This is a genomic window from Pseudomonas macauensis, from assembly GCF_047902425.1.
In the GTDB taxonomy this organism is placed as follows: domain Bacteria; phylum Pseudomonadota; class Gammaproteobacteria; order Pseudomonadales; family Pseudomonadaceae; genus Pseudomonas.
In genome coordinates, this window is sequence record NZ_CP138377.1 from 4036146 (window position 1) to 4062219 (window position 26074).

A 26074-nucleotide genomic window follows, 5' to 3' on the forward strand; every position below is an offset into this window, starting at 1 on the left:
TGCCTGACGCGCCGCGCGTCCGGGTCATAGCCTCGATGCGCAAACACCTCCTAGAGTGATGGGACGCCAGTTCCCGCAGAACAACGACAAAGCGCGAGAGCCATGACCCACGCCGACCTGATCACCCCGACCCGCTTCCTGGCCCACCTGCCCGCCACCCTCGGCCGCGTACCGCGCATGCTGCGCGGGCTCTACTACACCGGTATCCGCAACCGCGAGAAGAACCTCTCCCTGGGCTGGGCCCTGGAGCGCGCCGCGCGCCTGTACCCGGACAGCCCGGCGCTGATCGACGAACGCCGGCGCCTGTCCTATGCCCTCTTCAACGGCTGGGCCAACCGCCTGGCGCGAGCCTTCCAGGCCGAGGGCGTGGGCCATGCCAGCGTGGTGGCGGTGATGCTGGAGAACCGCGCCGAACTGATGGTCGTGCTCGCCGCACTGGCCAAGCTCGGCGCCATCGGCGCGCTGGTCAACACCACCCAGCGCGGCCAGGTGCTCAGCCACAGCCTCAACCTGGTCAAGCCCAGCCACTTCGTGGTCGGCGAGGAGCTGCGCGAAGCTTTCGAGGAGGTCCGCCCGGTGCTCGAGAACAGCGGCGGACGCTGCTACTGGGTGGCCGATGCCGACACCCTGAGCGAACCCAGCCAGCCGCCGGTGGGCTGGCACAACCTGATGCGCATGGCCCAGGAACAGGGTTCGACCAACCTGGCCCAGACCGCCCAGGTGCGCCTGAAGGACGCCTGCTTCTACATCTACACCTCAGGCACCACGGGCCTGCCGAAAGCCTCGATCATGAGCCACGGCAAGTGGATCAAGGCCTACGGCGGCTTCGGCCACTCGGGCCTGGGGCTGAGCACCAGCGACGTGCTCTACCTGACCCTGCCCTGCTACCACAACAACGCCGTGACCGTGTGCTGGAGCGCGGCGCTGGCCGGCGGCGCGGCCATCGCCCTGCGCCGCCGGTTCTCCGCCAGCGCCTTCTGGAAAGACGTGCAGGCCTACCAGGCGACCTGCTTCGGCTACATAGGCGAACTCTGCCGCTACCTGCTCAACCAGCCGGAATGCCCGGAGGAACGCGGCAACAGCCTCACCTGCATGATCGGCAACGGCCTGCGCCCGTCGATCTGGAACGAGTTCAAGGCGCGCTTCGGCATCGAGCGGATCACCGAGTTCTACGCCTCCAGCGAAGGCAACATCGGCTTCACCAACGTGTTCAACTTCGACAATACCGTGGGCTTCTCTCCGGCCACCTACGCCATCGTCCGCTACGACCTGGAGAACGACCAGCCGGTGCGCGGCGCCAAGGGCTTCATGGAAAAGGTCGACAAGGGCGAGGCGGGCCTGCTGATCAGCGAGATCAGCGACAAGTGGCCATTCGACGGTTACACCGACCCGTCCAAGAGCGAGGCGGCGATCTTCCGCGACGTGTTCAAGAAGGGCGACGCCTGGTTCAACACCGGCGACCTGATGCGCGACATCGGCTTCAAGCACACCCAGTTCGTCGATCGCTTGGGCGACACCTTCCGCTGGAAGGGCGAGAACGTCTCGACCACCGAGGTGGAGAACGCCCTGGGCGCCTTCCCGGCTGTCGAGGATGCGGTGGTCTATGGCGTGGAGATACCCGGCACCAACGGCCGCTGCGGCATGGCCGCGCTGCGCCTGCGCGATGGCGCCAGCCTGGACGGCAGGCAACTGGCCGAACACCTGGACCGCGAGCTGCCGGCCTACGCCGTGCCGCTGTTCCTGCGCCTGCTGCAGCAGGTCGAGACCACCGGGACCTTCAAGTACAAGAAGACCGACCTCAAGCGCAGCGGCTACGACCCGCAGCAGGTGAACGAAGCCCTGTTCGTGCGCCTCCCCGGCGAGACCGGCTACCGGGCACTGGATGGTGGCCTGTTCGAGGCGATCCGCCGCGGCGAGCACCGCTTCTGAGCATCCGTAGGGCGTACAACCGTTCGCGGTTGTACGCCGTTATGCCGTGCGCATCGCCAGCGCGATGACCAAGCCCGGAGTCCATTAAGATTGCGGCGCCGCGGCCAAGTTCGGAGCGCCCGGAAACCAAGGCCAAACGGCGTATAACGTCGAACGTTATACGCCCTACGCCACGGCTATCCCGGTGCCGGACGGCTTTTCGTAGGAGCAACTGTCTTCTACCGGGTTAATCCCTGCCTGCGCTTCCCCCTCACCCCAGCCCTCTCCCTCTGGGAGAGGGAGCCGTCCGTGCCGGCTGACACTACGGTTTCATCCTGCACCGAACAGTCCCCTCTCCCGCTTGCGGGAGAGAATTAGGGTGAGGGGCCCTTGATCTTGTAGGAGCGGACTCTGTCCGCGATAAGCATCGAAGCCCTCGCCGAAAGTACAGATCAGTTACGGAACTGGAACTGCAGCTCCGCGCCACGGATATCCGAGTGCCAACTGTCGTCGTCGGTCTCGCGCTCGTTGCGTTCGCGCTGGATCAGCCGTCCGCCGACCTGGAACGGACTCTGCCCCGTCTTCTCCTCGAACATCGGCGGTAACAGCGGCTTGTCTTCCAGCTCCGGCACCGGCTTGTCGGGCTGCAACTGATGCACCAGATCCCTGGGCAGGCGCAGGTCCAGCTTCACAGGCGGCAACGGCTGCTTGACGGCGGGATCGACCGCCGGCTTTTTCGCCGTCCTCGCCCGTGAGTCCACCTTGGTCTCGCGCTTGGCAGGGGTTTTCGCTTCGGGCCTGGTTGCCGCCTCGACGGCCGGCGCCTTGGCTGATGCCACCGGCTCAGCCGCAGCCGGCGCGGCTTCCGACTCGCGCGGCTGCTCGGCAGCCGGCTGCGGCGCAGACGAGGGAGCTGGCGCCGTCACTGCGGCGGGCTGCGCAGGCGGAGTCGGACTCGGGGCCTTGTCCTTGTGCTCCTCGCCACAGGCGGCAAGCAGCAGTGTCAGACAGGCGGCAAGGAGGATTCGGCTGGACGTCATGATCGGGCAGGCGGAAAAAAACGCGCAATGCTGGCGCGAGTCGAACGCTATGGCAAGAGGCCAGTTATCACCAGCTTTTGCCGTTACCCCTTGAGTCTGTCAGAGGCCGCCTTGCGGCGGCCTGTCTTCGGTCAAGGCTTGGCCGGCAGGGCGCGCAGCGCGGCATCGATATCCAGCTTCGGGAACTGCCGTTGCAGGGTCTGGCGCAGCTCGCGAGCCTCATCCTTCCTCCCCTGCTCCTGCAGCACACGCAGACGCAACAGGCTGGCCTGGGGTTCTTCCGAGGCCATGGCATCGGCCATTTGAGCGGTGGGTGCGGCCTCCTCCGCCAGCGCGCCGGACGCCTTCGCCGCAGGCGGCGCCGCATACTGCTGGTTGGCGATGCTACGGGCGACGGACTCGGCCTTGCGCTTGGCTTCCGCCGGCTCGGCGACGGGCGCCGCCGCAGGAGCCATGGCAGGCGCCGGGGCCGGTGGTGCCGCACTCAATAGGGCCGGGGCGACGGGAGCGTCGAAGCGCTGCGGCGCTTCCTCATAGGTGCGCAGGGTCAGGCTCAGGCCGATGCCCAGGGTCGCCAGGCCAGCCACGGCGACACCCCAGCGCTGGCGGCTGCCGGTACCCAGTAGCCAGTGGCGCAGGCGGTCGGAGAAGCCAGGCTTGCGCTCCTGCACGGCAGCCCGGGCGGCGGCCAGGATGCGCGCGTCCAGCTGCGCCGACGGCTGCTCGTCGCTGTGCCGGCGGTAGTGCTCGAGCAATTCCTGCTCGCGCGGATCGCGGTTCATGGGCTCACCTCCTCGGTCGCCGCCGGGTCGGACAGCAACCGGCGCAGTTTCTGCAACGCGTAACGCAGCCGGCTCTTCACCGTCTCGGCCGGGGTGCGCGTCAGCTCGGCAATCTCGTTCAGTTCCAGGTCGCCGTGGGCGCGCAGCAGGAAGACTTCGCGCTGCTCCTCCGGCAGCGCTTCCAGGGCGCCCTGCAGGCGCTGCTGGTCGCGGCTCAGGACCAGTTCGCGCTCGGGGTCCTCGCTCTCGCCGGGCAGCGCATCGCCGTGGAGTTGCTCGTCGAAGCTCTCCTGGCGCCCCTGGTGCCGGCCCTGCTTGCGCCAGTGGTCGATCAGCCGGTTGCGGCCGATCTGGTACAGCCAGGTCTTGAAGCTGGCCGCGCCCGGCTGGCTGTCACTGCGGACCAGGCTCAGCCAGGTTTCCTGGAAGACTTCCTCGGCCTGCGCACTGTCGCCGCACAGGCCGCAGAGGAAGCGGAACAGGCCGAGGCGATGGCGAGCATAGAGCTCGGCGAAGGCCTCGGCGTTGCCTTGTCGATAACGCCGCAGCAGCGCGGCGTCACTGTCGTCCCTGAAGGGTATGTTCACATCACTCGATCCGTGCCTGTTCGGGTACCGGGGTCTGCAGGCTCTGCGCCAGCTCGGCGAGCTGGACGAACTCACCGCGCAGGCCGAAGCGATCCTCGCCGCGCGCGGCGCGAGCCAGTTGCACAGTATCGCCGATGTCGAAGGCACCGGTGTAGCGGCCACCTTCCAACTGCTGGGCGAAGGCCGCCACCGCCGCGGCGAAGCGCAGGTCATCGCTGGCCTGGGCAATGTTCGCGCGTTGCTCGGCGGCGCGGATCGGCCGCTCGATCAACTGGCTGGCACCGCCCTGCGGGCCCTTGTAGCGCACTCGCAGCAGGGCCAGCTCATCCCCCTTGGCAGCGCCCTTCGACGCGTCGTTCTGGTAGCGCAGCGGCTCCAGCCAGCCCTTGCCGCCCGCCGGGACTATCTCGTAGAGCGCGGTGACCGTGTGCCCGGCGCCGATCTCGCCGGCGTCCACCTTGTCGTTGCTGAAGTCTTCACGCTTGAGTGCACGGTTCTCGTAGCCGAGCAGACGGTATTCGCTGACCTGTGCGGGGTTGAATTCCAGCTGGATCTTCACGTCCTTGGCCACCACCGCGAGGGTCGAGCTGAGCTGCTCCACCAGCACCTTGCGCGCCTCGCGCAGGTTGTCGATGTAGGCATAGTTGCCGTCGCCGGCGTCGGCCAGTTGCTCCATGAGCTGCTCGTTGTAGTTGTCCACGCCGTAGCCGAGGGTGGTCAACGAAACGCCGCTGCGGCGCTTTTCGGCGGCCATCTGCTTGAGAGTCTCGAAGTCGCTGATGCCGACGTTGAAGTCGCCGTCGGTGGCCAGCAGGATGCGGTTGATGCCCTTGTCCAGGTAGCCCTTCTGCGCCATCCGGTAGGCCAGTTCGATGCCCGACGCGCCCGCTGTGGCGCCACCGGCCTGGAGCTGCTCGATGGCGTTGCGAATGGTCGCCTTGTCGCGCCCGGAAGTCGGCTCCAGCACCACCCGCGACTCGCCGGCGTAGACCACCAGCGACACCTTGTCCTGGTCGCGCAACTGGTCCACCAGCAGCTTCAGGGTGCTCTTCACCAGCGGCAGGCCCTCGCGGCGGTCCATGGAGCCGGAGACGTCCACCAGGAACACCAGGTTGGCCGGCGGCAGCGCGGCGACGCTGCGGTCCGAGGCCTTGATGCCGACGCGCAGCAGGCGGGTATTCGGGTTCCACGGCGTGGGCGCAAGCTCGGTGGTGATGCCGAAGGGCGATGCGGCATCGCTGGGCAACGCGTAGTCGTAGGGGAAGTAGTTGACCATCTCCTCCAGCCGCACCGCGCCCTTGGGCGGCAGGCGACCTTCGTTGAGGATGCGACGGACGTTGGCGTAGCTGCCGGTATCCACGTCGATGCTGAAGGTGGAGACCGGGTCCTGGGCCACGGCGTGCACCGGGTTGTCCGGCAGGTTCTGGTACTGCTCGCGCGGCACGTCCACGTAGCCGGGCTGCTGCATGTCGGCCATGGGAGCGGGGGCGATGCTCGCGACAGGCGCCTGTGCGACATAGCCGACGGAGCGCTCCAGCTTGGCACTCTCCGCCAGCTGCGGCGGTGGGCTCGCGGGCTTGATGGTGGGCTCGACCTGAATGGCGTCGGCGTTTGCAGCGGCTTTCTGCTTCGGTTCGCCCTCGCGGGAAATACCGCAGCCGGCGACGGCGATCAGCAGACCGATGGCGAAACCCTGGGCGGCAGGGCGAAGGAAGTGAACGGGAAGCGACATGGCGGCAGCCTCGTGGAGGGATTCAACTCCTCAGACGAGGCCGCGCGGGGAAACGGGTTAACGCAGTGTGGAACCGGAGCTTTTCGTAGGAGCGAGCCTGCTCGCGAACAACCCAGCATCGATATGGCCGGGTAACTCTATTCGCGAGCAAGCTCGCTCCTACAGGTACGGGTGCTCACCGGCAGGCCTTGGCATCCTCGCGCTCAGGGCCCGGCCCTGGCATTGGCGGCCGGTCATGGTGTAACGGCGTACAACCGCGAACGGTTGTACGCCCTGCCCCAAGTGGATTAGCGTCCGGTGTAATCAACGATCAGGCTGCGATCAGCCCTTCCTGGCACAGCTGGCAGGCCAGCATGCCGAGAGTCATGATCGCCCGCTCCGCCTCGCGGTCCCACGGGATGCCGCAGGTCAGCCGCAGGCAGTTGTTGAACTGCTCGGTGTTACTGAAGATCAGCCCCGGCGCGATGCTGATGCCCTGCTCCAGCGCGCGCACGTGCAGCTCCTTGGTGTTCACCTTGGCCGGCAGGCTGACCCAGAGGATGAAGCCGCCCTTGGGCCGGGTCATCTGCGTGCCTTCGGGGAAATACTGCTGCACCGCCAGCTGGTAGGCGGTCATGTTCTTGCGGTACTCCTGGCGGATGTAGCGCAGGTGCCGGTCGTAGCCGCCGTTCTCCAGGTAGGCCGCCACTCCCATCTGGGTAACGGTGCACGCCGAATGGGTGGTGAAGGTCTGCAGGCGGCGGATTTCTTCCTGGTAGCGCTCGGTGATGATCCAGCCGATGCGCACGCCGGGGGAAATGGTCTTGGAGAAGCTCGAGCAGTACACCACCCGGCCGTCGCGGTCATGGGCCTTGAGCGCCTTGGTCTGGCCCTGGTCGAACATCAGCTCGCCGTAGATGTCGTCCTCGATCACCCCGATGTTGTGCTCGGCGGTGAGCTTGAGCAGCTGCTTCTGGCGATCTTCCGGGATGGTGCCGCCCAGCGGGTTGCTCAGGCGCGGGGTCAGCACCAGCGCCTTGATCGGCCACTGGTTGGCGGCCAGTTGCAGCGCTTCCAAGCTGATCCCGGTGAGCGGGTCGCTGGGGATCTCGATGACCTTGAGGCCGAGGATGTCGGCCAGCTGCAGCAAGCCATAGTAGCTCGGCGACTCGGTGGCTATCAGATCGCCCGGACGGGTCATCACGCGCAGCGCCATGTGGATCGCGTCCACGCAGCCATGGGTGATGGTCACCTGGGTCGGATCGACCACCACGCCGGCATCGCGCATGCGGATCGCCACCTGGCGGCGTAGCGGTTCGTAGCCGGGGCTGAACATGTAGCTGAAGGCCCGCGGGCTGGAGAAGCGGGTGACCTTGGCCAACTGCTGGTGCAGCGCGCGGACCGGGAGGTAATCCACGTGCGGCACCGCGGCGCCCAGCGGGAACACGCCTTCGCGGCGCGCCTCGGCGAGCACCTGGTTGATGATGCTGCTGCGGGTGACCAGGCCCGGGCGCTCGACCCGGGCGATGTCCGGGGTCGAGGCGGTCAGCGCCGGCGTACGGTGCACGTAGTAGCCGGACTGCGGACGCGCGCGGATCAGCCCTTGGTCTTCGAGGGTGGCATAGGCCTGCAACACCGTGGCGTGGCTGACGTTGAGCTGGGTGCTCAGCTTGCGCACGGACGGCACACGCTCGCCCGGCTGGTAGACACCACGGCGGATGTCTTCGGCCAGTTGCTGGGCGATGCGCTGGTACAGAAGCAGATTGGACATGACGGCCATCCCTCGGTCATTGGACCGAAACAGTAGCTAAAAAGCCGCAACTGTTCCAGAACAGTGACAGGGATTGTGCGCGTTACAGTTACCGCTGACCAGCGCTACATGCCGCGTCAGACTTCGCCGAGCCAGTCCAGTACGCCGAAGGCGACCAGTTGGGCGTCACTGGTCAGGCCGAGCTTCTGCATGGCGTTGCGCTTGTGGGTGCTGATGGTCGAAACGCTGCGGTTGGTGCGCTCGGCGATCTCGCCAACGGTGGCGCCGTGGGCCAGGCGCCGGATGATGTCCATCTCGGTGGGGCTCAGCGGCCGACCGGTGTGACGCGGCTGGCGCAGGGTCGGGTCGATGAAGGTGTCGCCACGACGCACGCGCTGTACTGCATCGGCGAGCACGCCCAGGGCGCTGCGCTTGCAGACATAGCCCAGCGCGCCGCACTTCACCACCGACGCCGCCATCAGCGGTGCGCCGAGCAGCGAGTACACCAGGATCTGCACGCCGGGATAGTGACGGCGCAGCCATTCGATCAGGTGTACGCCATCGCGCCCACGCTCACCCGGCAATGCCATCTCCATGATCAGCAGGTCGGTATCGGTCCTTTCGCTCAATGCGGTCAGCAGACTCTCCGTGTCGCTGACATAGGCGTTCACCTGAGCGTCGCAGTGTTCGGCCAGATAATGTTCCAGCCCCCAGCCAATCATCGGTTGGGCATCCGCCACGATCACGTTCAGGGTCTTTTTTTCGGACAGCATTTACGTCTCTCGCTGGTGACTCCCCAGCATGGGGATTAGTCGCACGGGTTCATTTTCGCCAACGCGACCCTCGAATAATTTCGAGATCCCCATGCAAGAAGCCCCGGAGCGGGGAGCTCCAGGGCTTCATTTGCAACGCCATGTGACCGGGTGTGTTCAGCGCTCGGCGCCCAACTGGCCCTTTTCGTCGGAGAAGACGATCTCGACCCGGCGGTTCTGCGCCCGCCCCAGCGACGAGGCGTTGTCCGATACCGGATAGGCCTCGCCGTAGCCTTGCACCTGGATACGCTTGGCGTCGACGCCCAGGTCGGACAAGGCGTCGGCCACCGACTGCGCGCGGTCCTTGGACAGTTGCAGGTTCTGCTGCCGATCGCCGTCGCTGTCGGTATAGCCCTCGATGCGAATCACCCGCCGCGGGTTGAGCTGGAGGAACTGCACCACCTTGAGCACGGTGCGGTTGGCGGCGGGCTTGAGGTCAGCCTCGCCACTGTCGAACAGCACGTCGCCGAGGGTCAGCACCAGGCCGCGCTCGGTTTCGTTGGTGGCCAGGCTGACCATCTGCTGTTCCAGCCACTTGTTCTGCTCCTGCACGTTGGCCAGGCGCGCCTCGCGCATGGCCAGTTGCAGACGTTCGCGTTCGAGCTGCTGCTTGGCCAGGCGTTCCTGGTTTAGCGTGTAGTTGCTGTGCTCGCGGGCAATCTCGCTGTAACGCTGGCTGAGATAGGAATACTGCAGCACGTCGTCGCTGCTGCCCCAGTAGTTGGACAGACGCTCGGCACGCGCCAGCGATTCGCCGGCGCGGATGACATCCTTGGGCGCGCTGCGCAGCACCGCGGAATCTTCCTTCACGGACTGGAACTGGGTACGCGCCTGCTCCAGGGACTTCTCGCTCAACTGGCTGTTGGCGCAGCCCGCCAGCGCGACCACGGAGCCCAGCGCCACGAAGCGCAACAGTTGCAGTGAAGTCATTGCGCTTCCCCCAACTGTTTACGCAGGCGATTGATGCTCTTGCTCTGCTCGGCCAACTGGTCCGCGCTCTTGCGCGTCAGCTCCTTGGCCTCGGCGAGGCGGGCATCGAGCTCGGCCTGCTCGGCAAGCTGCCGCGCCTTCTTGTTCGACTCCACCGCCAGGGCGCCCTTGGCAGCCTGGTACTTGTCCTCGGCGAGCTTCAGCTCGGCTACGTCATCCGTCGCGCCCACGGCCTTGGCCTGCTCCAGCGCCTGTTCGGTAAGGCGCATCTGCTCGGTGGGTGCCGGGTCGTTCGTTGTGCAACCGGCCAGGGCAAAAAGAGCCAGACCGGCGGCCATCATCCGTCGATTGATCACGAAATCTGTTGTCCTACTGGGTGGGAGTGCTGGCCGGCTGCAACTGCTGCCCCTTCCAGCGGGCCAGGTTGTCCTGCAGCAAGCGCTGCGGGACTCCGGCGGCCGTCAATTCTGTCATTTTTTTCGCCAGTTGTCCGCGCAGCCAGGGGTCGTTGCAAGCGGAGTTGTGCGCCAGTGTCAGGTACAGACCCTCGCTGGAGACCGGCGGTTCCAGCGGCTGCAGGTCATCCACCATGCCGAGGCTGGCGGCCACCGCAAGGCCGGGATAGTGCTCGTAGAGCACGTAATCGGAACGCTTGAGCAGCAGCTTCTGGAAGGCCTGGGTCAGGCTGGGCACCTCCTCCAGAGTCAGTTGCTGCTTGGCGAAGCTGTCGAAATCGGCACCGAAGCTGTTATTCACCAGGGTGCCGCCCTTCAGCCCGCGCAGGTCCTCCCAGTGCGCATAGGGTAAGGTGGCGTCCTTGCGCGTCCAGACCACGCTGTCGGTGGTGAGGAAGGCCGGATGGATGTAATCCATGGTTTCCAACCGTGCGGGAGTCAGGAAGGCCCCGGCGATCAGATCGACGCGCCCCAACCGCGCTTCCTCCTGCGCCCGCGCCCAGGAGCCGGTGTAGATCACCCGGATATCCACGCCAATCGCCTTGCCGATCTGCTCCAGCAGGTCGGCATTGGCGCCGATCAGGCGCTCGGGCTTCATCGGGTCGCGCCACAGGTACGGCGGATATTCCGGGTTGCCGGTGGCGACCAGGCGCTCGCATTTACCTGCGGCGAGGCCGGCCAGAGGCACCGAGAAAGTCGCCAGCAGAAGAGCTGCACGCAGCATCGTGGAGCAATGGAGCATCGTTAATCTCGCTTACCGGAAGTAAGAACGGTCATGCTTAGACCTGCAAAATGCTAGCGTAAAGCACACCATCCCGATTTGGTAATAAGGACTTCTCATGAAGAAAGCCCTTCTGTTCCTCGTCCTGCTGCTCGCCGCCACGGCGGGCGTGTTGTATGCCGTTCCCGCCACGCTGCTGGCCACCGCACAGTTCGCCGAGAGCAGCCGCGCGGGCCTGGGCGAACGCAGCCTGACGGTGGACAATCTCGACATCCACTACTACGAGGGCGGCCCGGACAAGGCCCAGACCATCCTGCTGGTCCACGGTTTCGGCGCCGACAAGAGCAACTGGCTGCGCTTCGCCCGCTTCCTCACCGACCGTTACCAGGTCATCGCCGTCGACCTGCCGGGCTTCGGCGACAGCAGCCGCCCGGAGAACATCAGCTACGACGTCGGCACCCAGGCCGAACGCCTGGCGGACTTCATGCGCGAACTGGGCATCGGCCGCTACCACGTAGTCGGCAACTCCATGGGCGGACACATCGCTGCGCTGCTCGCCGCACGCCACCCGAATAACGTGCTGTCGGCCGGCCTGTTCGACAACGCCGGGGTCATGGCGCCCCGCCAGAGCGAACTGTTCCAGCGCCTGCTCAAGGGCGAGGACAACCCGCTGGTGCTGCGCTCGGTGGACGACTTCCCCGCCCTGCTCGACTTCGTCTTCGTGCAGCGGCCGCCCATGCCCTCTCGGCTGGAGCACTACCTGGCAGAACGTTCGCTGGAGCGCAGCGCCTTCAACAACAAGGTCTTCCAGCAACTGCGCGAGCGTTATATCCCACTGGAGCCGGAACTGCCGAAGATCACCGCCCCCACCCTGCTACTGTGGGGTGACCGCGACCGGGTGCTGGATGTATCCAGCATCGACGTAATGAAACCGCTGCTTAAAAAGCCCAGCGTAGCCATCCTGCGCGATTGCGGCCATGTGCCGATGATCGAACGGCCGGAAGAAACCGCCAGACTGTACCTGGACTTCCTCCAGCAGAGTCAGGCACCGGCCACCGCGGCCAACTGAAGGTTACGGAAAACAGAAACGGCGCCCCAAGGCGCCGTTTCTGTTTGAGCGGGAAGTCCGCGAGGACTTCGACCTCAGAGCTGGATCAGATTGGGAATCTGCACGTCCGGATTGACGTCCTGCTCGTAGTCCACACCCGCGATCTCGAAGCCGAACAGGCGCAGGAACTCGGTCTTGTAGCCGGCAAAGTCGGTCAGTTGGTACAGGTTCTCGTTGGTCACCTTGTCCCACAGGTCCTTCACGGTGTTCTGCACATCCGGCTGCAGTTCCTTGTAGTCGGCGCGCAGGCGGCCGTCGGCGTCCAGGTGCGGTTCGGCGCCGTACAGGCTGTCGCGGAACAGGCCGTCGACCTGCTCGATGCAACCTTCGTGAGTGCCCTTCTCCTTCATCACCTTGAACAGCAGCGACAGGTACAGCGGCATCATCGGGATAGCCGAACTGGCCTGGGTGACCACAGCCTTGAGCACGGAAACGCGGGCGTCACCGCCGGTGGCGGCCAGCTTCTCGCGAATGCCCAGGACCTTCTGGTCCAGGTCCTTCTTGGCGGCGCCGATGGAGCCGTTCCAGTACAGGTCGTGGGTGATCTCTTCGCCCAAGTAGGTGAAGGCGGTGGTTTTCACGCCATCGGCCAGCACACCGGCTTCCTGCAGCGCGTCCATCCACATCTGCCAGTCTTCACCGCCCATCACCGCTACGGTGTTGGCGATTTCCTCGGGCGTCGCCGGCTCCATCACGCTTTCCTTGATCACTTCCTTGTCGGTGTCCAGACCTCGGAAGTTGACGGTCTTGCCGACCGGCTTGAGCACGGAGTTGAAGACCTCGCCGGTCTTCGGATGGGTACGGCGCGGCGCGGCCAGACTGTAGACCACCAGGTCGACCTTGCCCAGGTCCTGCTTGATGGTTTCGATGGTGACCTTCTTCACTTCGTCGGAGAAGGCGTCGCCGTTGATGCTGCGCGCATACAGGCCCTTGGCCTTGGCGAACTTCTCGAAGGCAGCCGAGTTGTACCAGCCGGCGGTGCCCGCCTTGGTTTCGCTGCCCGGACGCTCGAAGAACACGCCCAGGGTGTCGGCGCCGGCGCCGAAGGCGGCGCTGATGCGCGCGGCCAGGCCATAGCCGGTGGAGGAACCGATCACCAGGACCTTCTTCGGACCGTTGGCGATGGGGCCGTGCGCCTCGACGTACTCGATCTGTTCCTTGACGTTGGCTTCACAGCCGGTCGGGTGGGTAGTGACGCAGATGAAGCCACGCACGCGCGGTTTGATGATCATGAAAACCTCGGTAGCCAAGTGTCGATTGAACACATTCAGGAACTGGAGACGTCGCGCATTGTAGATGAGACACCTTCGTCCGGGGACTTATCGGCGAAGATTCGTGACCAATGGGTCATGCGCGCGGCGAATCATCCCTTTCTACAGGGAAATCAAGGACCTGAAATGAAAGAACCCGCCACGTGGGGCGGGTTCCTTCAGCAAGCGGATCGGGCTCAGACGGCCTTTTCCAGCTCCGGTACGGCTTCGAACAGGTCGGCGACCAGACCGTAGTCGGCAACCTGGAAGATCGGCGCCTCTTCGTCCTTGTTGATCGCAACGATCACTTTCGAATCCTTCATGCCCGCCAGGTGCTGGATGGCACCGGAGATGCCCACCGCGATGTACAGCTGCGGTGCAACGATCTTGCCGGTCTGGCCGACCTGCATGTCGTTCGGCACGAAGCCGGCGTCGACCGCGGCGCGGGAAGCACCGACAGCGGCGCCCAGCTTGTCGGCCAGGGCGTAGAGGATCTTGAAGTTGTCGCCATTGCCCATGCCGCGGCCGCCGGAAACGACGATCTTGGCAGCGGTCAGTTCCGGACGGTCGGACTTGGCCAGTTCTTCGCCCACGAAGGCGGACTTGCCGGCGTCAGCCGGGCCGGAAACGGCTTCAACGGCAGCGGAACCACCTTCGGCAGCGGCGGCGTCGAAACCGGTGCCACGTACGGTGATGACCTTCACGGCAGCCGAGGACTGCACGGTAGCGATGGCGTTACCGGCGTAGATCGGGCGCTTGAAGGTGTCGGCGCTGACCACTTCGATGATCTCGGAGATCTGGTCGACGTCCAGCAGGGCGGCGACGCGCGGCAGGAAGTTCTTGCCATTGGTGGTCGCGGCGGCCAGCACGTGGCTGTAGCCCTTACCCAGCTCAGCGATCAGCGGAGCAACGTTCTCCGGCAGTTGGTGAGCATAGGCAGCGTTGTCGGCGACCAGCACCTTGGAAACACCAGCGATCTTGGCAGCGGCTTCGGCCACACCACCGACGTTCTGGCCAGCGACCAGGATGGCGATATCGCCACCGATCTTCTGCGCAGCAGCGACGGTGTTCAGGGTGGCAGCGCCCAGTGCGCCGTTGTTGTGCTCAGCGATTACCAGGATAGCCATCAGATTACTTTCGCCTCGTTCTTCAGTTTCTCGACCAGTTCGGCAACGGACTTGACCTTGATGCCAGCGCTACGGGCAGCCGGAGCTTCGACTTTCACGGTCTTCACGGTGGAAGCGGTGGAAACGCCCAGGGCGTCCGGGGTCACCACGTCCAGCGGCTTCTTCTTCGCCTTCATGATGTTCGGCAGCGACGCATAGCGCGGTTCGTTCAGGCGCAGGTCGGTGGTGACGATCGCCGGCAGGTTCAGGGCAACGGTCTGCAGGCCGCCGTCGATTTCACGGGTGACGTTGACCTTGTCACCAGCCACTTCGACCTTGGACGCAAAGGTGCCCTGGGCGTAGCCGGACAGCGCAGCCAGCATCTGGCCGGTCTGGTTGTTGTCGCTGTCGATGGCCTGCTTGCCGAGGATGACCAGCTGCGGCTGCTCTTTGTCGACAATGGCTTTCAGGGCCTTGGCGACAGCCAGGGAATTCAGTTCGTCGTTGGATTCGACGAGGATGGCGCGATCGGCACCCAGCGCCAGCGCGGTGCGCAGTTGCTCCTGGGCGGCGTTCGGGCCGACGGAGACCGCAACGATCTCGGTGGCGACGCCTTTCTCTTTCAGGCGAACGGCTTCTTCCACGGCGATTTCGCAGAAGGGGTTCATGGACATCTTGACGTTGGCGAGATCGACGCCGGAGTTGTCCGCCTTGACGCGGACCTTGACGTTATAGTCAACCACTCGTTTGACAGCTACAAGAACCTTCATGGATTCCTCGTTATTCTCCGGTGAATAGGAATGTCGCCAGACAGGCCTGGCTGGTAGTGCACGCCATCTGCGACTACATCCAGCGAGACCGCGACCGCAAAACCGCAGGTATCTTGACCGCATCGCCCTGGCGGGTCAATACGCGAAAATACCCCTACATAAGCCGCGGACCCCGATTCTATCAGGGTTACGCGCGATTCAAACAAACGTTTGTATTGCGCTCGATAAGGGGTTTAGATATAGCAACAGGTCTAGCTATAATGCGCCCCGCTCTTACCGGGTGGGGGCACGCCCATCCCAATACCTACAAAATATGCCCAGAGCCTTGATTCAGGAGAGATCGATAGTGGAACGCGAATTTATGGAATTCGACGTCGTCATCGTCGGCGCCGGCCCTGCCGGTCTGTCCGCCGCTTGCCGACTGAAGCAGAAGGCCGCCGACGCCGGTCAGGAAATCAGCGTCTGTGTGGTCGAGAAGGGTTCCGAAGTGGGCGCCCACATCCTCTCCGGCGCCGTGTTCGAGCCCCGCGCGCTGAACGAGCTGTTCCCCAACTGGAAAGAGCTCGAAGCGCCGCTGAACACCCCGGTCAAGCGTGACGACATCTATGTGCTGAAGAGCCCGGAAGCGGCGGCCAAGGTGCCGAACTTCTTCGTGCCCAAGACCATGCACAACGAAGGCAACTACATCATCTCCCTGGGCAACCTGTGCCGCTGGCTGGCCCAGCAGGCCGAAGGCCTGGGCGTCGAGATCTACCCGGGCTTCGCCGCCCAGGAAGCGCTGATCGACGAGAATGGCGTGGTGCGCGGCATCATCACCGGTGATCTGGGCGTCGACCGCGAAGGCAATCCGAAAGAGGGTTACTACACCCCCGGCATGGAACTGCGCGCCAAGTACACCCTGTTCGCCGAAGGCTGCCGTGGCCACATCGGCAAGCAATTGATCAAGAAGTACAAGCTCGACAGCGAAGCCGACGCCCAGCACTACGGCATCGGCATCAAGGAAATCTGGGACATCGACCCGGCCAAGCACGAGCAGGGTCTGGTGGTGCACACCGCCGGCTGGCCGCTGAACGACGAGAACCCGGGTGGCTCCTTCCTCTATCACCTGGAGAACAACCAGGTGGTGGTCGGCCTGATCATCGACCTGTCCTACACCAACCCGCACCTGTCGCCGTTCGACGAGTTCCAGCGTTACAAGCACCACCCGGTGATCAAGCAGTACCTGGAAGGCGGCAAGCGCGTGGCCTACGGCGCTCGCGCCATCTGCAAGGGCGGCCTGAACTCGCTGCCGAAGATGGTATTCCCGGGCGGCGCGCTGATCGGTTGCGACCTGGGCACCCTGAACTTCGCCAAGATCAAGGGCAGCCACACCGCCATGAAGTCCGGCATGCTGGCCGCTGACGCTGTTGCAGAAGCCCTGGCCGCCGGCCGCGAAGGCGGCGACGAGCTGACCAACTACGTCGATGCGTTCAAGGGCAGCTGGCTGTACGACGAGCTGTTCCGCAGCCGCAACTTCGGCGCGGCCATCCACAAGTTCGGCGCCATCGGTGGCGGTGCGTTCAACTTCATCGACCAGAACATCTTCGGCGGCAAGATTCCGTTCACCCTGCACGATACGACTCCGGACTACGCCACCCTGAAAAAGGCCAGCGAAGCGCCGAAGATCGATTACCCCAAGCCGGACGGCAAGATCAGCTTCGACAAGCTGTCCTCGGTATTCCTCTCCAACACCAACCATGAGGAAGACCAGCCGATCCACCTGCGCCTGACCGACCCGAGCGTCCCGGTTGGCAAGAACCTGCCGCTCTACGACGAGCCCGCGCAGCGCTACTGCCCGGCCGGCGTGTACGAAGTGGTGAGCAACGACGACGGCAGCAAGCGCTTCCAGATCAACGCCCAGAACTGCGTACACTGCAAGACCTGCGACATCAAGGACCCGGCCCAGAACATCACCTGGGTGGCACCGGAAGGTACCGGCGGTCCGAACTACCCCAACATGTAATACGTTGGCGGTAATGAAAAAGGCTCCCATTCGGGAGCCTTTTTTTGGCCTCATGCTCATGGCAGCGGGCGTGTAGCAGACTCAAAAAAGAACTACCAGACTCGTTCAGACTATGGAGTCACGGCTGTGGAGCGATGGGGAAGAACTCTCCCGAACTCCATACACCCAGCCATTCCCGCCCCTCGATTTCGCGGCTGACGGCCAGCTCGACCAGTTGATAGAACACGTTGCGATGGATCAGCGCTTCCAGATTCACCCGCACCAGCACGTAGGGCGACGGCTCCTGGGTCTGCGGGTCGAGTTCCACGCGAATCGGATGCGCAGCATCAGCCACCACTTCATCCTCGACGTTGGTGGTGAAGCGCAGCACCTGCTGCTCCCCCTCCCCCTCTACAACCAGGCTGATTGCGACGAACGGCGCGTCGTCGACCGTGATCCCGCACTTCTCCACCGGCGTGACCAGGAAGTAGTCGTCGCCATCGCGGCGGATGATGGTGGAGAACAACCGCACCATCGGCTTGCGTCCGATCGGCGTACCCAGGTAATACCAAGTGCCATCGCGGGCGATGCGCATGTCGATGTCGCCGCAGCAGTCCGGGTTCCACAGGTGCACCGGCGGCAGCCCCTTGCCCTGGGTGGCGGGAATCTGCGCCAGCAGGTTGCCGGCACGCTCCGGATTAGTCAGGGGGTCGGTCATTGGTACTCCTCGTGCGTCCTCACCCCCAGCAGGCTGCGGGCGTACTCTTCCAGCGGCGGCCCGATCAGGTCGTCGGGATTGGCATCATAGAATGTCAAAAAACCGCCACGACTGCGGATAGTGGCACTGTCCACCAGATAGCGGTTGGCGGTTTCGATCAGCATCACCTGGATCACGCTGCGGTCGCGTCCCACGGCGTTGTCGGTATCTTCATACTCTTCGTAGCTGCCGACATTGTCCTCCCCGCGGGCGAAGCGGGTATAGAGCAGATAGTTGGCGCCCACCGCCCGCGCCTCCTGCATCGCCCCCTCAAGCCCCAACGGCCCCTGGGCGCGCCGCACCATCGGGAAATACTCGACGAAGCCCTTGAACGCCTCCTCTGCCACCACGTTCGGCTGCGCATAAGCATGACCGGGCGGCACGAAAGGCCCCTGGGCGATGTAGATGAACGAGTCCGGCTGCAGGCGCCAGTTCCCCGTGCGACGAGTCTGGCTGTGGTCGAGGAAGCCGGCATCACCCGCGTAATAGCCGGTGCGTTCAGCCATGTCGCTGGGCGTCATGCAACCTGCCAGGGCTGCCATGGCGAAGATCGCCAGAAGGGTGCGCATCTCTTGTCTCCACGGCCGGTGTCGAGAAACCGGCACTCGACCGCAGGATGCAGATTCCGCGCCACCCGCAAGCACGGCTACAGCGCTCGCGAGCCCCGGCCGCAGTTCAGCCATGGGTATTTCCCGCTATCGGCTGCTTGGCCGTATCGCCCCCGCTGCCGCAGGCGCCGCCCAGCAGAACGACCTGCAGCTCCTTGCGGCGACTGAGGTACTTCGGAACCGTATCGCTGACGCAATGCGACGCTGGCTGCAGCGCAGCGGGCAATTTTCCGGGTACGAACAGCAGGCCAGCAGCGGTCGAGGTTGCCGAATCAGCCGACAAGCGGGTGACGGGACGCCCTGCGTAATACACCAGGCGCATGTCCGGCACGTCGAGGCTATAGAGCGGCAGAGCGGGATGCGCCGCGGCAATCCGAGTGATTTCCGGCAACGCCTGGTATCGATAAGCGAAGACCGTGCGCTCAAGTACCGTGTAGAAGCCGACAAAGCCGAACAGCAGCAACAGGGGCCCCCACTGCATTGCCTTGCGCCGCCAGCCGCCGAGGCGGGCGAATACCTGCATCCAGTGATAGGCCAGCAGCAATGCAACGCAGGGGTAGGTGGGCAGGAGGTACTTGGCGTGCTTGTCGCTGAACAGGGAGAAAACGATCAGCGGTACGAGAATCGCGCAAAGCGCCAGGATCAGCTGCGGGCTCTGCCTGATCTGCCGCCACAGCTGCCGCGGCCCCGCCAACAGCAACAGCCAGAACGGGAAGAAGTCACCGGCGAGATACAGCAGGTACGCATACCAGGGGTCGCTGCCGCCGCTACCTTTGACCTTCTCGACGATGTCCTGCTGGAAGATCGCCTTCCAGACATCCATGCCCTCCTGCAAGGTCACGGCGGCATACCAGGACGCCCCCAGCGCCAAGGCGATCAGCCAGCCTGGGATGTCGCACAGGTAGGACCGTGCGCGCTCCTGTCGCTGGATCAGGGCGAAGACCAGCACCGGCAAGGTCACCAGCAGCAGGCTGACCGGCCCCTTGGTCAGCAGCGCGCAACCAAGCAGGACATAGCTCAGCAGGCTCCAGCGGCGACGACCATCGATGAACAGGTAGACATAGGCGCTGAGCAGGGACAGGAAGCAGAACGCCGTCAGCGCCATCTCGATTTCCGCCCGCCGGGCGAACTGGCTGAATCCCGCGTTGGCCGCCAGGAAAATGCAAGCGAACAGCCCAAGGCCGCGCCCACCGATGCCGCGCCCCCAATAGAAGGTGCCGGCCAGCGTGGCGAGCGCCAGCAGCGCCGAGGGCAACCGTACGGCCCACTCCGACACGGCGCCCGCCAGGTACACCGGAATCAGTGCCAGCCAATAGAAGAGCGGCGGCTTCGCCAGATACAGATCGCCGTTCATGTGCGGCAGCAGCCAGTCGTTCGCCTGGTACATCTCGCGAACCGTGACCGCCCGCCTCGCCTCATTGACGCTGAGGAAAGCGATATCGCCATTGCCCCACAGACACAGAACCAACAGCAACGCTACAACCACCAGGAACCAGAACCCCTGTTCCAGTTCGATACGTTCCTGCATCAATGCAACCTCCCGCGGTGCGACGGACAAGGACAAAGGATGGGGCGAAGAAACGGCCCGCGATGCGGAGCATCACGGGCCGGGATACGACTCAGGCAAGCGGCGGGCAGGAGCGAATCGGCCGGATGACCGCGCGCCGCCACGAAGCGGCGCCCATTCTGCTCCAGCCGGAGGCCGACGGAAACTCCCGGATCAGCCGCCGATGATCTTCATGACGGTGACGCCGCCGGAGAAGGCGACTTCCTGCTTGTCCGCCAAGGCACGCACCAGCAGGCGCTGGAGCGCCGGCAGGGCCTGGTGACGGGGTTTGTCTAGGAGATCGCCGACGTAATGGCGATTGCTCGACGACAGGCAGCCATGCAGCCAGCCGGTGGACGACAGGCGCAGGCGCGAGCAGGTACGGCAGAACGGCACGCTTTCGTTGGCGATCACGCCGAAGAAGCCCTGTCCCGGCACTTCGTAGCGCAGCGCGGTGGCATCCACGGGCGCGTTGGCCTGGATGTAGGGGTGGCGCGAACCGATCAGCTCCAGCAGCTCCTGCATGCCGATGAACTGCTGGTTGAAGGCGTTCGGGTCCCGAGCCAGGTGCCCCATGCGCATCAGCTCGATGAAGCGCAGCTCGAAGCCATGCCCCAGGCAGTAGTCCAGCAGCGGCAGGACCTGGTCGAGGTTCTGCCCGCGCAGCGGCACCATGTTGAGCTTGATCTTAAGTCCCGCGGCACGAGCCTCGTCGAGCCCCTTGAGCACGGTTGCCAGATCACCGCCTCGGGCGATGCGACGGAAGGCGTCGGCATCCAGGGTATCGAGGGAAACATTGAGACGGCGGATACCGCAATCCAGCAGCAGCGGCAGCTTCTTCGACAGCAACTGGCCGTTGGTGGTGATGGCGATGTCCTGCAGACCGAGGCGGCTGACGCCGTGCAGGAAGGCGTCCAGCTTGGGACTGACCAGCGGCTCGCCGCCAGTCACCCGCAGGCGCTCGATGCCTGCCGCTTCGATCAGGTAGGCGACGCCACGCACCAGGGATTCGGCCGACAGTTCGTCCTGAGCGGCGACCAGACGCTTGCCATCCGGCACGCAGTAGGTGCAGGCGTAGTTGCAGGCGGCGGTCAGGCTGACCCGAAGGTTACGGAAGCGCCTGCCCTGGCGGTCGACGATCATGCTCGGCTCCGGTGGGGATCACCCGTTCAGTATATCCCCACCCTCACCCGCCAACCTGTCGCACGAGCGACGATGGACAGCGCGAATATCGACTCAGGCGGCCGGTGTATCGCCGTCGCGCTTGCGCTTGTTGCCCATGCGCACGCCGATGTCCATGAGGAACTGGAAGAAGCCCTCCTGGTCCTCCAGCACCTCGCGCCAGAACGGCGAGTGGTACAGCGCCACGGCGCCGTGCACCAGCGCCCAGGCCGCGCAGTAGTGGAAGTAGGCCGGCACGTCTTCCAGCTTGCCCGCCGCGATGCGTTCCTTGATCAGCTGGCTCAGGCGCTCGAAGTTGGACTCGCGGATCTTGTGCAGCTCCTCGACCATCTCCGGGACCTGGCTGGTCTTCACCACCTTCTCTTCCAGGCGGTCGAACAGGCGGTAGCGCTGCGGATCGCGCATGCGGAACTCGAAGTAAGCGCGCGACAGGCGCTCCTTGTCCCGCGCCACGTCTTCGGAATGGAACAGCGCCGCCAGGTCGCGCTCATAGTCCAGCATCAGGCGCAGGTAGATCTCCGCCTTGGACTTGAAGTGCTTGTAGATGGTGCCTTTGCCGATACCCACGGCATCGGCGATCATTTCGACCGTGACACTGTCTTCGCCCTGCTCCAGGAACAGCTTGAGGGCGGTGTCGAGGATTTCCTGTTCGCGACGACGGAATTCGCGAACCTTGCGCGGCTCTTTCTGCATAAAAAGACTGTTCGGTCAAAAATAGTCAAAATTCGAAGCCGCGTATTATGCCTATTCAGCGCCAAATTGCACGGATCATCCGACATGATTAGCTTCTCCCACGAATTTCCCCAACAGTCCGGCCTGCACTACCTGAATCACGCAGCTGTAGCGCCCTGGCCCAAGCGTGCGGCTGACGCCGTAGCTGCCTTTGCTCAGGAAAACGTCCTGCTCGGCGCCCGCGACTACCCGCAGTGGCTGACCATCGAGAAGCGCCTGCGCGAGCGCCTGGCACGCCTGCTCAACGCCCAGACCACCGGCGATATCGCACTGGTAAAGAACACCTCCGAGGCGCTGTCGTTCGTCGCCTTCGGGCTGGACTGGCGCGCCGGCGACCAGGTGGTGATCAGCGACCAGGAATTCCCCTCCAACCGGATCGTCTGGGAAGCGCTCAAGCCCAAGGGTGTCGAGGTCGTCCCGGTCAGCCTGAACGGCACCGATCCCGAGGGTGACCTACTTGCCGCCTGCGGCCCGCGCACACGCCTGCTGTCGATCAGCGCGGTGCAGTACGCCAGCGGCCTGCGCATGGACCTGGAGCGCCTCGGCTCCGGCTGTCGCCAGCGCGGCGTGCTGTTCTGCATCGACGCCATCCAGCAGCTCGGCGCCCTGCCCTTCGATGTCCAGGCCTATGACTGTGCCTTCGCCATGGCCGACGGCCACAAGTGGATGCTCGGCCCGGAAGGCCTGGGCGTGTTCTATTGCCGCGCCGCCGAACGGGAACAACTGGCGCTGCAGGAGTACGGCTGGCACATGCTGGAAAACGCCGGCAACTACGATCTGGACCACTGGCAGCCGGCGCGCAGCGCGCGGCGCTTCGAGTGCGGCAGCCCGAACATGCTCGGCGCCGTGGCGCTCGACGCCAGCCTGAGCCTGCTGGAAGAGGTTGGCATGGAGAAGGTCGGCGCCCTGGTTGGGGAGCGTGTGCAGCAGTTGCAGGACGGGCTGGCGCGGATTTCCGGCGCGACGCTGCACAGCCCGCTGAATCCGTCCCGTCGCGCGGGCATCCTGACCTTCAGCCTGGCCGGCTGGGACAATGCCCGACTACTGGAGCGCCTGCGCGCGGAACAGGTGGTGTGCATCCAGCGCGGCGCCGGCATTCGCTTCTCGCCACACTTCTATACGACGGAAAAGGTGATCGAGGAGACCATGGCATTGATCGCCGGAATGGCGCAGGAATGAGCCCAGGTGCTCAGCCCGCTGTGATGTATTCCAAATCCGTTTAAAAAACACCCGGCCCCCTGTGGCAGCCGCGTCATCTTGACCAATACTTACAGATACCGGTGCGCGGCATCTCCCCCCAAGTGCCCCGCCGGTGAAGGTACCGAGGATCGCGTACCTTATTGTTACACTCCTAATGGTCTTGACCCGGATTCATCCCCCAGAACCCGGGTTTTTTTTGCGCGCGATTTCTGTAATCGAACAGCCGTGATCGGCGCCCGGGATCACTTTGCCAGCGGGAACAACCGACGGAAGTTGGCGGTGGTCTGCTCGGCCAGGGTCTCGACGCTCACGCCGCGCAGCACGGCTAGGTACTCGGCCACTTCGCGCACATACTCCGGCAGGTTCGGCTTGCCACGGTGCGGCACCGGGGCGAGGTACGGCGAATCGGTCTCCACCAGCAGGCGGTCCACTGGCACCTGGCGCGCCACCTCACGCAGTTGCTCGGCATTGCGGAAGGTGACAATGCCCGACAGGGAGATGTAGAAGCCGATATCCAGCGCCGCCTTGGCCATCTCCCAGTCCTCGGTAAAGCAGTGCAGCACGCCAGCCTGCGGCAGCGCTGCCTCGCGCAGCAGCGCCAGGGTGTCGGCGCGGGCTTCACGGGTGTGAACGATGACGGGCTTGCCGGTGACCTTCGCCGCTTCCAGATGCAGGCGGAAGGCTTCCTGTTGCAGCTCGGCGGCTTCGGGCTCGTAGTGGTAATCCAGGCCGGTTTCGCCGATGGCCACCACGCGCGGATGATTCAGCTCTCCCAGCAGCCAGTCCAGCGCCGGCGCAACGCCAGGCTCCAGGTCCAGCGGATGCACGCCCACCGAGCAGTGCACGTCGGCGTAGCGGTCGGCCAGGTCCTTCACCGCCTTGGCGTTGTCCGCGCTGACGCCGATGCACAGGAACTGGCTGACGCCGCGCGCACGGGCGGCGTCCAGCGCGGCATCCAGCGAACCGCCGTGGGCGGCAAGATCGAGGCGATCAAGGTGGCAGTGGGAATCGACCAGCATGAAAACACTCTCCGGAAAATGACGAAGCGCCCATTCGGGCGCTTCGTGCTTGCAGCCTGTATAGCCTGCCATTCTCGCATGGCATGAGCTACATGGTATGGGTCGGACGGTCCGACTTCAGCGCGCCGGCCAGGTAGGTCTCGATCTTGTTGCGCGCGGTATTGTCGCCATCGTTGAACTGCACGCCGATACCCGCCGCACGGTTGCCCTGGGCGCCCTTGGGCGTAATCCAGACCACTTTGCCGGCCACCGGGATCTTCTCCGGCTCGTCCATCAGGTTGAGCAGCATGAAGACTTCGTCGCCCAGCTTGTAGGTCTTGTTGGTCGGGATGAACAGACCACCGTTACGGATGAACGGCATGTAGGCGGCATACAATACGGACTTGTCCTTGATCGTCAGGGACAGGATTCCGTTCCGCGGACCCAGATTCGGTGGCAAGCTCATTCAGCTGTCCTGGCAGTTGTATCCAATGGGCGGATTCTAGCCCGGCCCGGGAAGGCTTGCCCACTGTACGAGCAAGGCTTCGAGAAGCAAGGCACGATTGAGGTTGGCTTTGTTCAGGACTTTCTGCCGCTGCGCGAGCAACCACTCCTGGATCGCCAGCACCTTGTGCTGTGCCGACTTCTCGGCGAGGTACTGCACCACCTTGCGCATATCGGTCAGGCCGAGGCCGGCCTCATCGCGCGCCAACTGATAGCGCAGGGTCAGCAAGGCCCAGTCGCAGAACCAGTCGAACAGCAGCGGCAGGGGCAATGCGTTCCAGCTCTCCGCCAGCTGACTGGGGGCGACCTGTTGCTTGAGCAGCCTCTTCACCCCGTCCACCACCAGTGCGCGCTGCTCGCGAACGCCCTGCCCATGCAGGCGCAGCGCGGTGAGCGGCGAACCGCCGGCCAGTACCAGCAACTCGTCCAGGCCTTCCGTCGACTCCTCCGGCAAGGCGCCGGCCAGCCATGCACGGCTCTGCTCCGCATTCGGTTGCGGGCAGGCCTGCTGCACACAGCGGCTCTTGATGGTCGGCAACAGCCGGCTGGGCTGGTGGCTGATGAGCAGCAGCACCGTATCGCCGGAGGGCTCCTCCAGGCTTTTCAGCAGGGCGTTGGCGGCGTTCAGGTTCATCGCTTCGGCGGGTTCCAGCAGCACCACCTTGCGCCCACCCAACTGAGCGGTCTGCACCACGAAATCCACCAGCTCGCGCACCTGGTCGACACGGATGGGCTTCTCCGGTTCTTCCGGCTCCAGCAGGAAGAAATCCGGGTGGGTGCCGGCAGCGAGCAGCTGACAGGCCTTGCACTGACCACAGGCCTTGCCGTTCGTCGGCTTCTGGCAGAGCAGCAAGTGCACCAGCGTCTCGGCCAGCACACGCTTGCCGATTCCGGCCGGGCCATGCAGCAAGTAGGCGTGAGCATGCCGCTCGCGGCCGCTCAGTTGCTGCCAGAGGCCCTGCTGCCAGGGATAGATATCAGCCATGCAGGCGCTCCAGCAGGGTCGGCAGCAGCGCGTCCAGGTTGCGTTGCACCTCGGCCAGCGGCTGGGCGGCATCGACGATGCGGTAGCGCGCAGGCTCGGCCTGGGCGCGAGCCAGGTAGGTGCTGCGCACGGCTTCGAAGAAGGCACGGCCCTCCTGCTCGAAACGGTCGAGCCGGCCACGGGCCGCGGCGCGGGACAGGCCGATTTCCACCGGCAGGTCGAAGACCAGGGTCAGGTCCGGGTGCAGACTGCCCTGGACGAAGCTTTCCAGTTGCGCGATGCGCTCCACCGGCAGGCCGCGGCCGCCGCCCTGGTAGGCGTAGGTAGCGTCGGTGAAACGGTCGCACAGCACCACGGCGCCGCGCGCCAGGGCTGGGTGGATCACCTCGGCGATGTGCTGGGCGCGGGCGGCGAAAACCAGCAGCAGCTCAGTGTCCACCGCCATCTTTTCATCGCTGGGCGCCAGCAGCAGTTCGCGGATGCGTTCAGCCAGCGGGGTGCCGCCGGGTTCTCGGGTCAGCTGGACTTCGATACCGCGCTCGCGCAGGCGCTCGGCCAGGTACTCGCGGTTGGTGCTCTTGCCCGCGCCTTCGGGGCCTTCCAGGGTGATGAACAGGCCGGTCACTCGGCTCTCCTTGATCTCTTGTCGGG

The 26074-nt window shown here is 64.8% G+C and carries 25 protein-coding genes; 4 read left to right on the forward strand and 21 right to left on the reverse strand.

What is annotated here, in order from left to right; translation table 11 throughout:
* Nucleotides 1–102 precede the first annotated feature (102 nt).
* Nucleotides 103–1929 carry a long-chain-acyl-CoA synthetase gene (locus SD196_RS18475; RefSeq protein ID WP_416310525.1) on the forward strand — a complete coding sequence of 609 codons (1827 nt, stop codon included), beginning with the start codon at nt 103–105 and terminating at the stop codon, nt 1927–1929.
* Between the two features lie 431 nt (nt 1930–2360).
* Here the strand turns inward: SD196_RS18475 and SD196_RS18480 are convergent, their stop codons facing one another.
* The 9 genes from SD196_RS18480 to SD196_RS18520 all read right to left on the reverse strand — a co-directional run bounded on the left by SD196_RS18480 (nt 2361) and on the right by SD196_RS18520 (nt 10717).
* Nucleotides 2361–2948, reverse strand: coding sequence for a hypothetical protein (locus SD196_RS18480; RefSeq protein ID WP_416310526.1), 588 nt, complete (start codon nt 2946–2948; stop codon nt 2361–2363).
* A gap of 131 nt (nt 2949–3079) precedes the next feature.
* Nucleotides 3080–3730 (reverse strand): hypothetical protein, encoded by a 651-nt coding sequence (locus tag SD196_RS18485; protein ID WP_416310527.1) that lies wholly within the window; start codon nt 3728–3730, stop codon nt 3080–3082.
* The gene (locus SD196_RS18490) at nt 3727–4317 is read right to left on the reverse strand and encodes an RNA polymerase sigma factor (RefSeq protein ID WP_275611052.1); all 591 of its coding nucleotides are present in this window, start codon (nt 4315–4317) and stop codon (nt 3727–3729) included. The genes SD196_RS18485 and SD196_RS18490 overlap by 4 nt, the downstream gene beginning before the upstream one ends.
* Before the next feature lies 1 nt (nt 4318).
* Complete coding sequence (locus SD196_RS18495) at nt 4319–6049, reverse strand: vWA domain-containing protein (RefSeq protein ID WP_416310528.1); 1731 nt, start codon at nt 6047–6049, stop codon at nt 4319–4321.
* A gap of 310 nt (nt 6050–6359) precedes the next feature.
* Nucleotides 6360–7799: a PLP-dependent aminotransferase family protein gene (locus SD196_RS18500; RefSeq protein ID WP_275611050.1), complete on the reverse strand. Its 1440-nt coding sequence runs from the start codon at nt 7797–7799 to the stop codon at nt 6360–6362.
* A gap of 116 nt (nt 7800–7915) precedes the next feature.
* Complete coding sequence (locus SD196_RS18505; protein WP_371229359.1) at nt 7916–8551, reverse strand: LuxR C-terminal-related transcriptional regulator; 636 nt, start codon at nt 8549–8551, stop codon at nt 7916–7918.
* Between the two features lie 156 nt (nt 8552–8707).
* Nucleotides 8708–9520, reverse strand: coding sequence for an OmpA family protein (locus SD196_RS18510; protein ID WP_275611048.1), 813 nt, complete (start codon nt 9518–9520; stop codon nt 8708–8710).
* A complete protein-coding gene (locus SD196_RS18515) occupies nt 9517–9861 on the reverse strand; it encodes a DUF4398 domain-containing protein (protein ID WP_370601694.1) in 345 nt (114 codons plus the stop codon). Before SD196_RS18515 ends, SD196_RS18510 begins: the two co-directional genes overlap by 4 nt.
* 28 nt (nt 9862–9889) lie before the next feature.
* Nucleotides 9890–10717 carry a substrate-binding periplasmic protein gene (locus SD196_RS18520; protein ID WP_371229363.1) on the reverse strand — a complete coding sequence of 276 codons (828 nt, stop codon included), beginning with the start codon at nt 10715–10717 and terminating at the stop codon, nt 9890–9892.
* A 97-nt stretch (nt 10718–10814) separates the two neighbouring features.
* On the opposite strand from SD196_RS18520, the gene SD196_RS18525 reads away from it, so the two are divergent.
* Nucleotides 10815–11765 carry an alpha/beta hydrolase gene (locus SD196_RS18525; RefSeq protein WP_343572830.1) on the forward strand — a complete coding sequence of 317 codons (951 nt, stop codon included), beginning with the start codon at nt 10815–10817 and terminating at the stop codon, nt 11763–11765.
* 74 nt (nt 11766–11839) lie between these two features.
* Here the strand turns inward: SD196_RS18525 and fabV are convergent, their stop codons facing one another.
* From fabV to SD196_RS18540, 3 genes are all read right to left on the reverse strand, one after another.
* Nucleotides 11840–13036, reverse strand: a complete 1197-nt coding sequence (fabV, locus tag SD196_RS18530) for an enoyl-ACP reductase FabV (RefSeq protein ID WP_275611045.1) — start codon at nt 13034–13036, stop codon at nt 11840–11842.
* Nucleotides 13037–13251: 215 nt separating this feature from the next.
* Nucleotides 13252–14181, reverse strand: a complete 930-nt coding sequence (locus tag SD196_RS18535; protein WP_371229369.1) for an electron transfer flavoprotein subunit alpha/FixB family protein — start codon at nt 14179–14181, stop codon at nt 13252–13254.
* The gene (locus SD196_RS18540) at nt 14181–14930 is read right to left on the reverse strand and encodes an electron transfer flavoprotein subunit beta/FixA family protein (RefSeq protein ID WP_275611043.1); all 750 of its coding nucleotides are present in this window, start codon (nt 14928–14930) and stop codon (nt 14181–14183) included. The genes SD196_RS18535 and SD196_RS18540 overlap by 1 nt, the downstream gene beginning before the upstream one ends.
* Before the next feature lie 346 nt (nt 14931–15276).
* Here SD196_RS18540 and SD196_RS18545 point away from each other — a divergent pair, with 346 nt between their 5' ends.
* Entirely contained in the window at nt 15277–16932 is a 1656-nt protein-coding gene (locus tag SD196_RS18545) for an electron transfer flavoprotein-ubiquinone oxidoreductase (protein ID WP_370599764.1), read from the forward strand.
* 118 nt (nt 16933–17050) lie between these two features.
* On the opposite strand, the gene SD196_RS18550 is transcribed toward SD196_RS18545, so the two are convergent.
* From SD196_RS18550 to SD196_RS18570, 5 genes are all read right to left on the reverse strand, one after another.
* Entirely contained in the window at nt 17051–17629 is a 579-nt protein-coding gene (locus SD196_RS18550) for a DUF1285 domain-containing protein (RefSeq protein ID WP_371229373.1), read from the reverse strand.
* Nucleotides 17626–18237, reverse strand: a complete 612-nt coding sequence (locus SD196_RS18555; protein WP_416310529.1) for a DUF4823 domain-containing protein — start codon at nt 18235–18237, stop codon at nt 17626–17628. The genes SD196_RS18550 and SD196_RS18555 overlap by 4 nt, the downstream gene beginning before the upstream one ends.
* 106 nt (nt 18238–18343) lie before the next feature.
* On the reverse strand, nt 18344–19804 hold the full coding sequence (locus SD196_RS18560; RefSeq protein WP_416310530.1) for an ArnT family glycosyltransferase: 1461 nt from the start codon (nt 19802–19804) through the stop codon (nt 18344–18346).
* Nucleotides 19805–19996: 192 nt separating this feature from the next.
* Nucleotides 19997–20965 (reverse strand): GTP 3',8-cyclase MoaA, encoded by a 969-nt coding sequence (locus SD196_RS18565; RefSeq protein WP_416310531.1) that lies wholly within the window; start codon nt 20963–20965, stop codon nt 19997–19999.
* A gap of 93 nt (nt 20966–21058) precedes the next feature.
* On the reverse strand, nt 21059–21697 hold the full coding sequence (locus tag SD196_RS18570) for a TetR/AcrR family transcriptional regulator (protein WP_152224531.1): 639 nt from the start codon (nt 21695–21697) through the stop codon (nt 21059–21061).
* An 84-nt stretch (nt 21698–21781) separates the two neighbouring features.
* Between SD196_RS18570 and SD196_RS18575 the strand changes: the two genes are divergently transcribed.
* The gene (locus SD196_RS18575; RefSeq protein ID WP_343572814.1) at nt 21782–22915 is read left to right on the forward strand and encodes an aminotransferase class V-fold PLP-dependent enzyme; all 1134 of its coding nucleotides are present in this window, start codon (nt 21782–21784) and stop codon (nt 22913–22915) included.
* A 263-nt stretch (nt 22916–23178) separates the two neighbouring features.
* On the opposite strand, the gene SD196_RS18580 is transcribed toward SD196_RS18575, so the two are convergent.
* The 4 genes from SD196_RS18580 to tmk all read right to left on the reverse strand — a co-directional run bounded on the left by SD196_RS18580 (nt 23179) and on the right by tmk (nt 26048).
* Complete coding sequence (locus tag SD196_RS18580) at nt 23179–23955, reverse strand: TatD family hydrolase (protein ID WP_343572811.1); 777 nt, start codon at nt 23953–23955, stop codon at nt 23179–23181.
* Between the two features lie 88 nt (nt 23956–24043).
* Nucleotides 24044–24400, reverse strand: coding sequence for a PilZ domain-containing protein (locus SD196_RS18585; RefSeq protein WP_009621447.1), 357 nt, complete (start codon nt 24398–24400; stop codon nt 24044–24046).
* Nucleotides 24401–24436: 36 nt separating this feature from the next.
* Nucleotides 24437–25423: a DNA polymerase III subunit delta' gene (locus tag SD196_RS18590; protein WP_275611036.1), complete on the reverse strand. Its 987-nt coding sequence runs from the start codon at nt 25421–25423 to the stop codon at nt 24437–24439.
* Nucleotides 25416–26048, reverse strand: a complete 633-nt coding sequence (gene tmk, locus SD196_RS18595; protein ID WP_416310532.1) for a dTMP kinase — start codon at nt 26046–26048, stop codon at nt 25416–25418. Before tmk ends, SD196_RS18590 begins: the two co-directional genes overlap by 8 nt.
* Between the last annotated feature and the right edge of the window lie 26 nt (nt 26049–26074).

Coding starts and splice junctions, on each gene's coding strand:
- SD196_RS18475 (WP_416310525.1), top strand. CDS start 103: ATGACCCACGCCGACCTGATCACCCCGACCCGCTTCCTGGCCCACCTG.
- SD196_RS18480 (WP_416310526.1), bottom strand. CDS start 2,948: ATGACGTCCAGCCGAATCCTCCTTGCCGCCTGTCTGACACTGCTGCTT.
- SD196_RS18485 (WP_416310527.1), bottom strand. CDS start 3,730: ATGAACCGCGATCCGCGCGAGCAGGAATTGCTCGAGCACTACCGCCGG.
- SD196_RS18495 (WP_416310528.1), bottom strand. CDS start 6,049: ATGTCGCTTCCCGTTCACTTCCTTCGCCCTGCCGCCCAGGGTTTCGCC.
- SD196_RS18500 (WP_275611050.1), bottom strand. CDS start 7,799: ATGTCCAATCTGCTTCTGTACCAGCGCATCGCCCAGCAACTGGCCGAA.
- SD196_RS18505 (WP_371229359.1), bottom strand. CDS start 8,551: ATGCTGTCCGAAAAAAAGACCCTGAACGTGATCGTGGCGGATGCCCAA.
- SD196_RS18510 (WP_275611048.1), bottom strand. CDS start 9,520: ATGACTTCACTGCAACTGTTGCGCTTCGTGGCGCTGGGCTCCGTGGTC.
- SD196_RS18515 (WP_370601694.1), bottom strand. CDS start 9,861: ATGATGGCCGCCGGTCTGGCTCTTTTTGCCCTGGCCGGTTGCACAACG.
- SD196_RS18520 (WP_371229363.1), bottom strand. CDS start 10,717: ATGCTCCATTGCTCCACGATGCTGCGTGCAGCTCTTCTGCTGGCGACT.
- SD196_RS18525 (WP_343572830.1), top strand. CDS start 10,815: ATGAAGAAAGCCCTTCTGTTCCTCGTCCTGCTGCTCGCCGCCACGGCG.
- fabV (WP_275611045.1), bottom strand. CDS start 13,036: ATGATCATCAAACCGCGCGTGCGTGGCTTCATCTGCGTCACTACCCAC.
- SD196_RS18535 (WP_371229369.1), bottom strand. CDS start 14,181: ATGGCTATCCTGGTAATCGCTGAGCACAACAACGGCGCACTGGGCGCT.
- SD196_RS18540 (WP_275611043.1), bottom strand. CDS start 14,930: ATGAAGGTTCTTGTAGCTGTCAAACGAGTGGTTGACTATAACGTCAAG.
- SD196_RS18550 (WP_371229373.1), bottom strand. CDS start 17,629: ATGACCGACCCCCTGACTAATCCGGAGCGTGCCGGCAACCTGCTGGCG.
- SD196_RS18555 (WP_416310529.1), bottom strand. CDS start 18,237: ATGCGCACCCTTCTGGCGATCTTCGCCATGGCAGCCCTGGCAGGTTGC.
- SD196_RS18560 (WP_416310530.1), bottom strand. CDS start 19,804: ATGCAGGAACGTATCGAACTGGAACAGGGGTTCTGGTTCCTGGTGGTT.
- SD196_RS18565 (WP_416310531.1), bottom strand. CDS start 20,965: ATGATCGTCGACCGCCAGGGCAGGCGCTTCCGTAACCTTCGGGTCAGC.
- SD196_RS18570 (WP_152224531.1), bottom strand. CDS start 21,697: ATGCAGAAAGAGCCGCGCAAGGTTCGCGAATTCCGTCGTCGCGAACAG.
- SD196_RS18575 (WP_343572814.1), top strand. CDS start 21,782: ATGATTAGCTTCTCCCACGAATTTCCCCAACAGTCCGGCCTGCACTAC.
- SD196_RS18580 (WP_343572811.1), bottom strand. CDS start 23,955: ATGCTGGTCGATTCCCACTGCCACCTTGATCGCCTCGATCTTGCCGCC.
- SD196_RS18585 (WP_009621447.1), bottom strand. CDS start 24,400: ATGAGCTTGCCACCGAATCTGGGTCCGCGGAACGGAATCCTGTCCCTG.
- SD196_RS18590 (WP_275611036.1), bottom strand. CDS start 25,423: ATGGCTGATATCTATCCCTGGCAGCAGGGCCTCTGGCAGCAACTGAGC.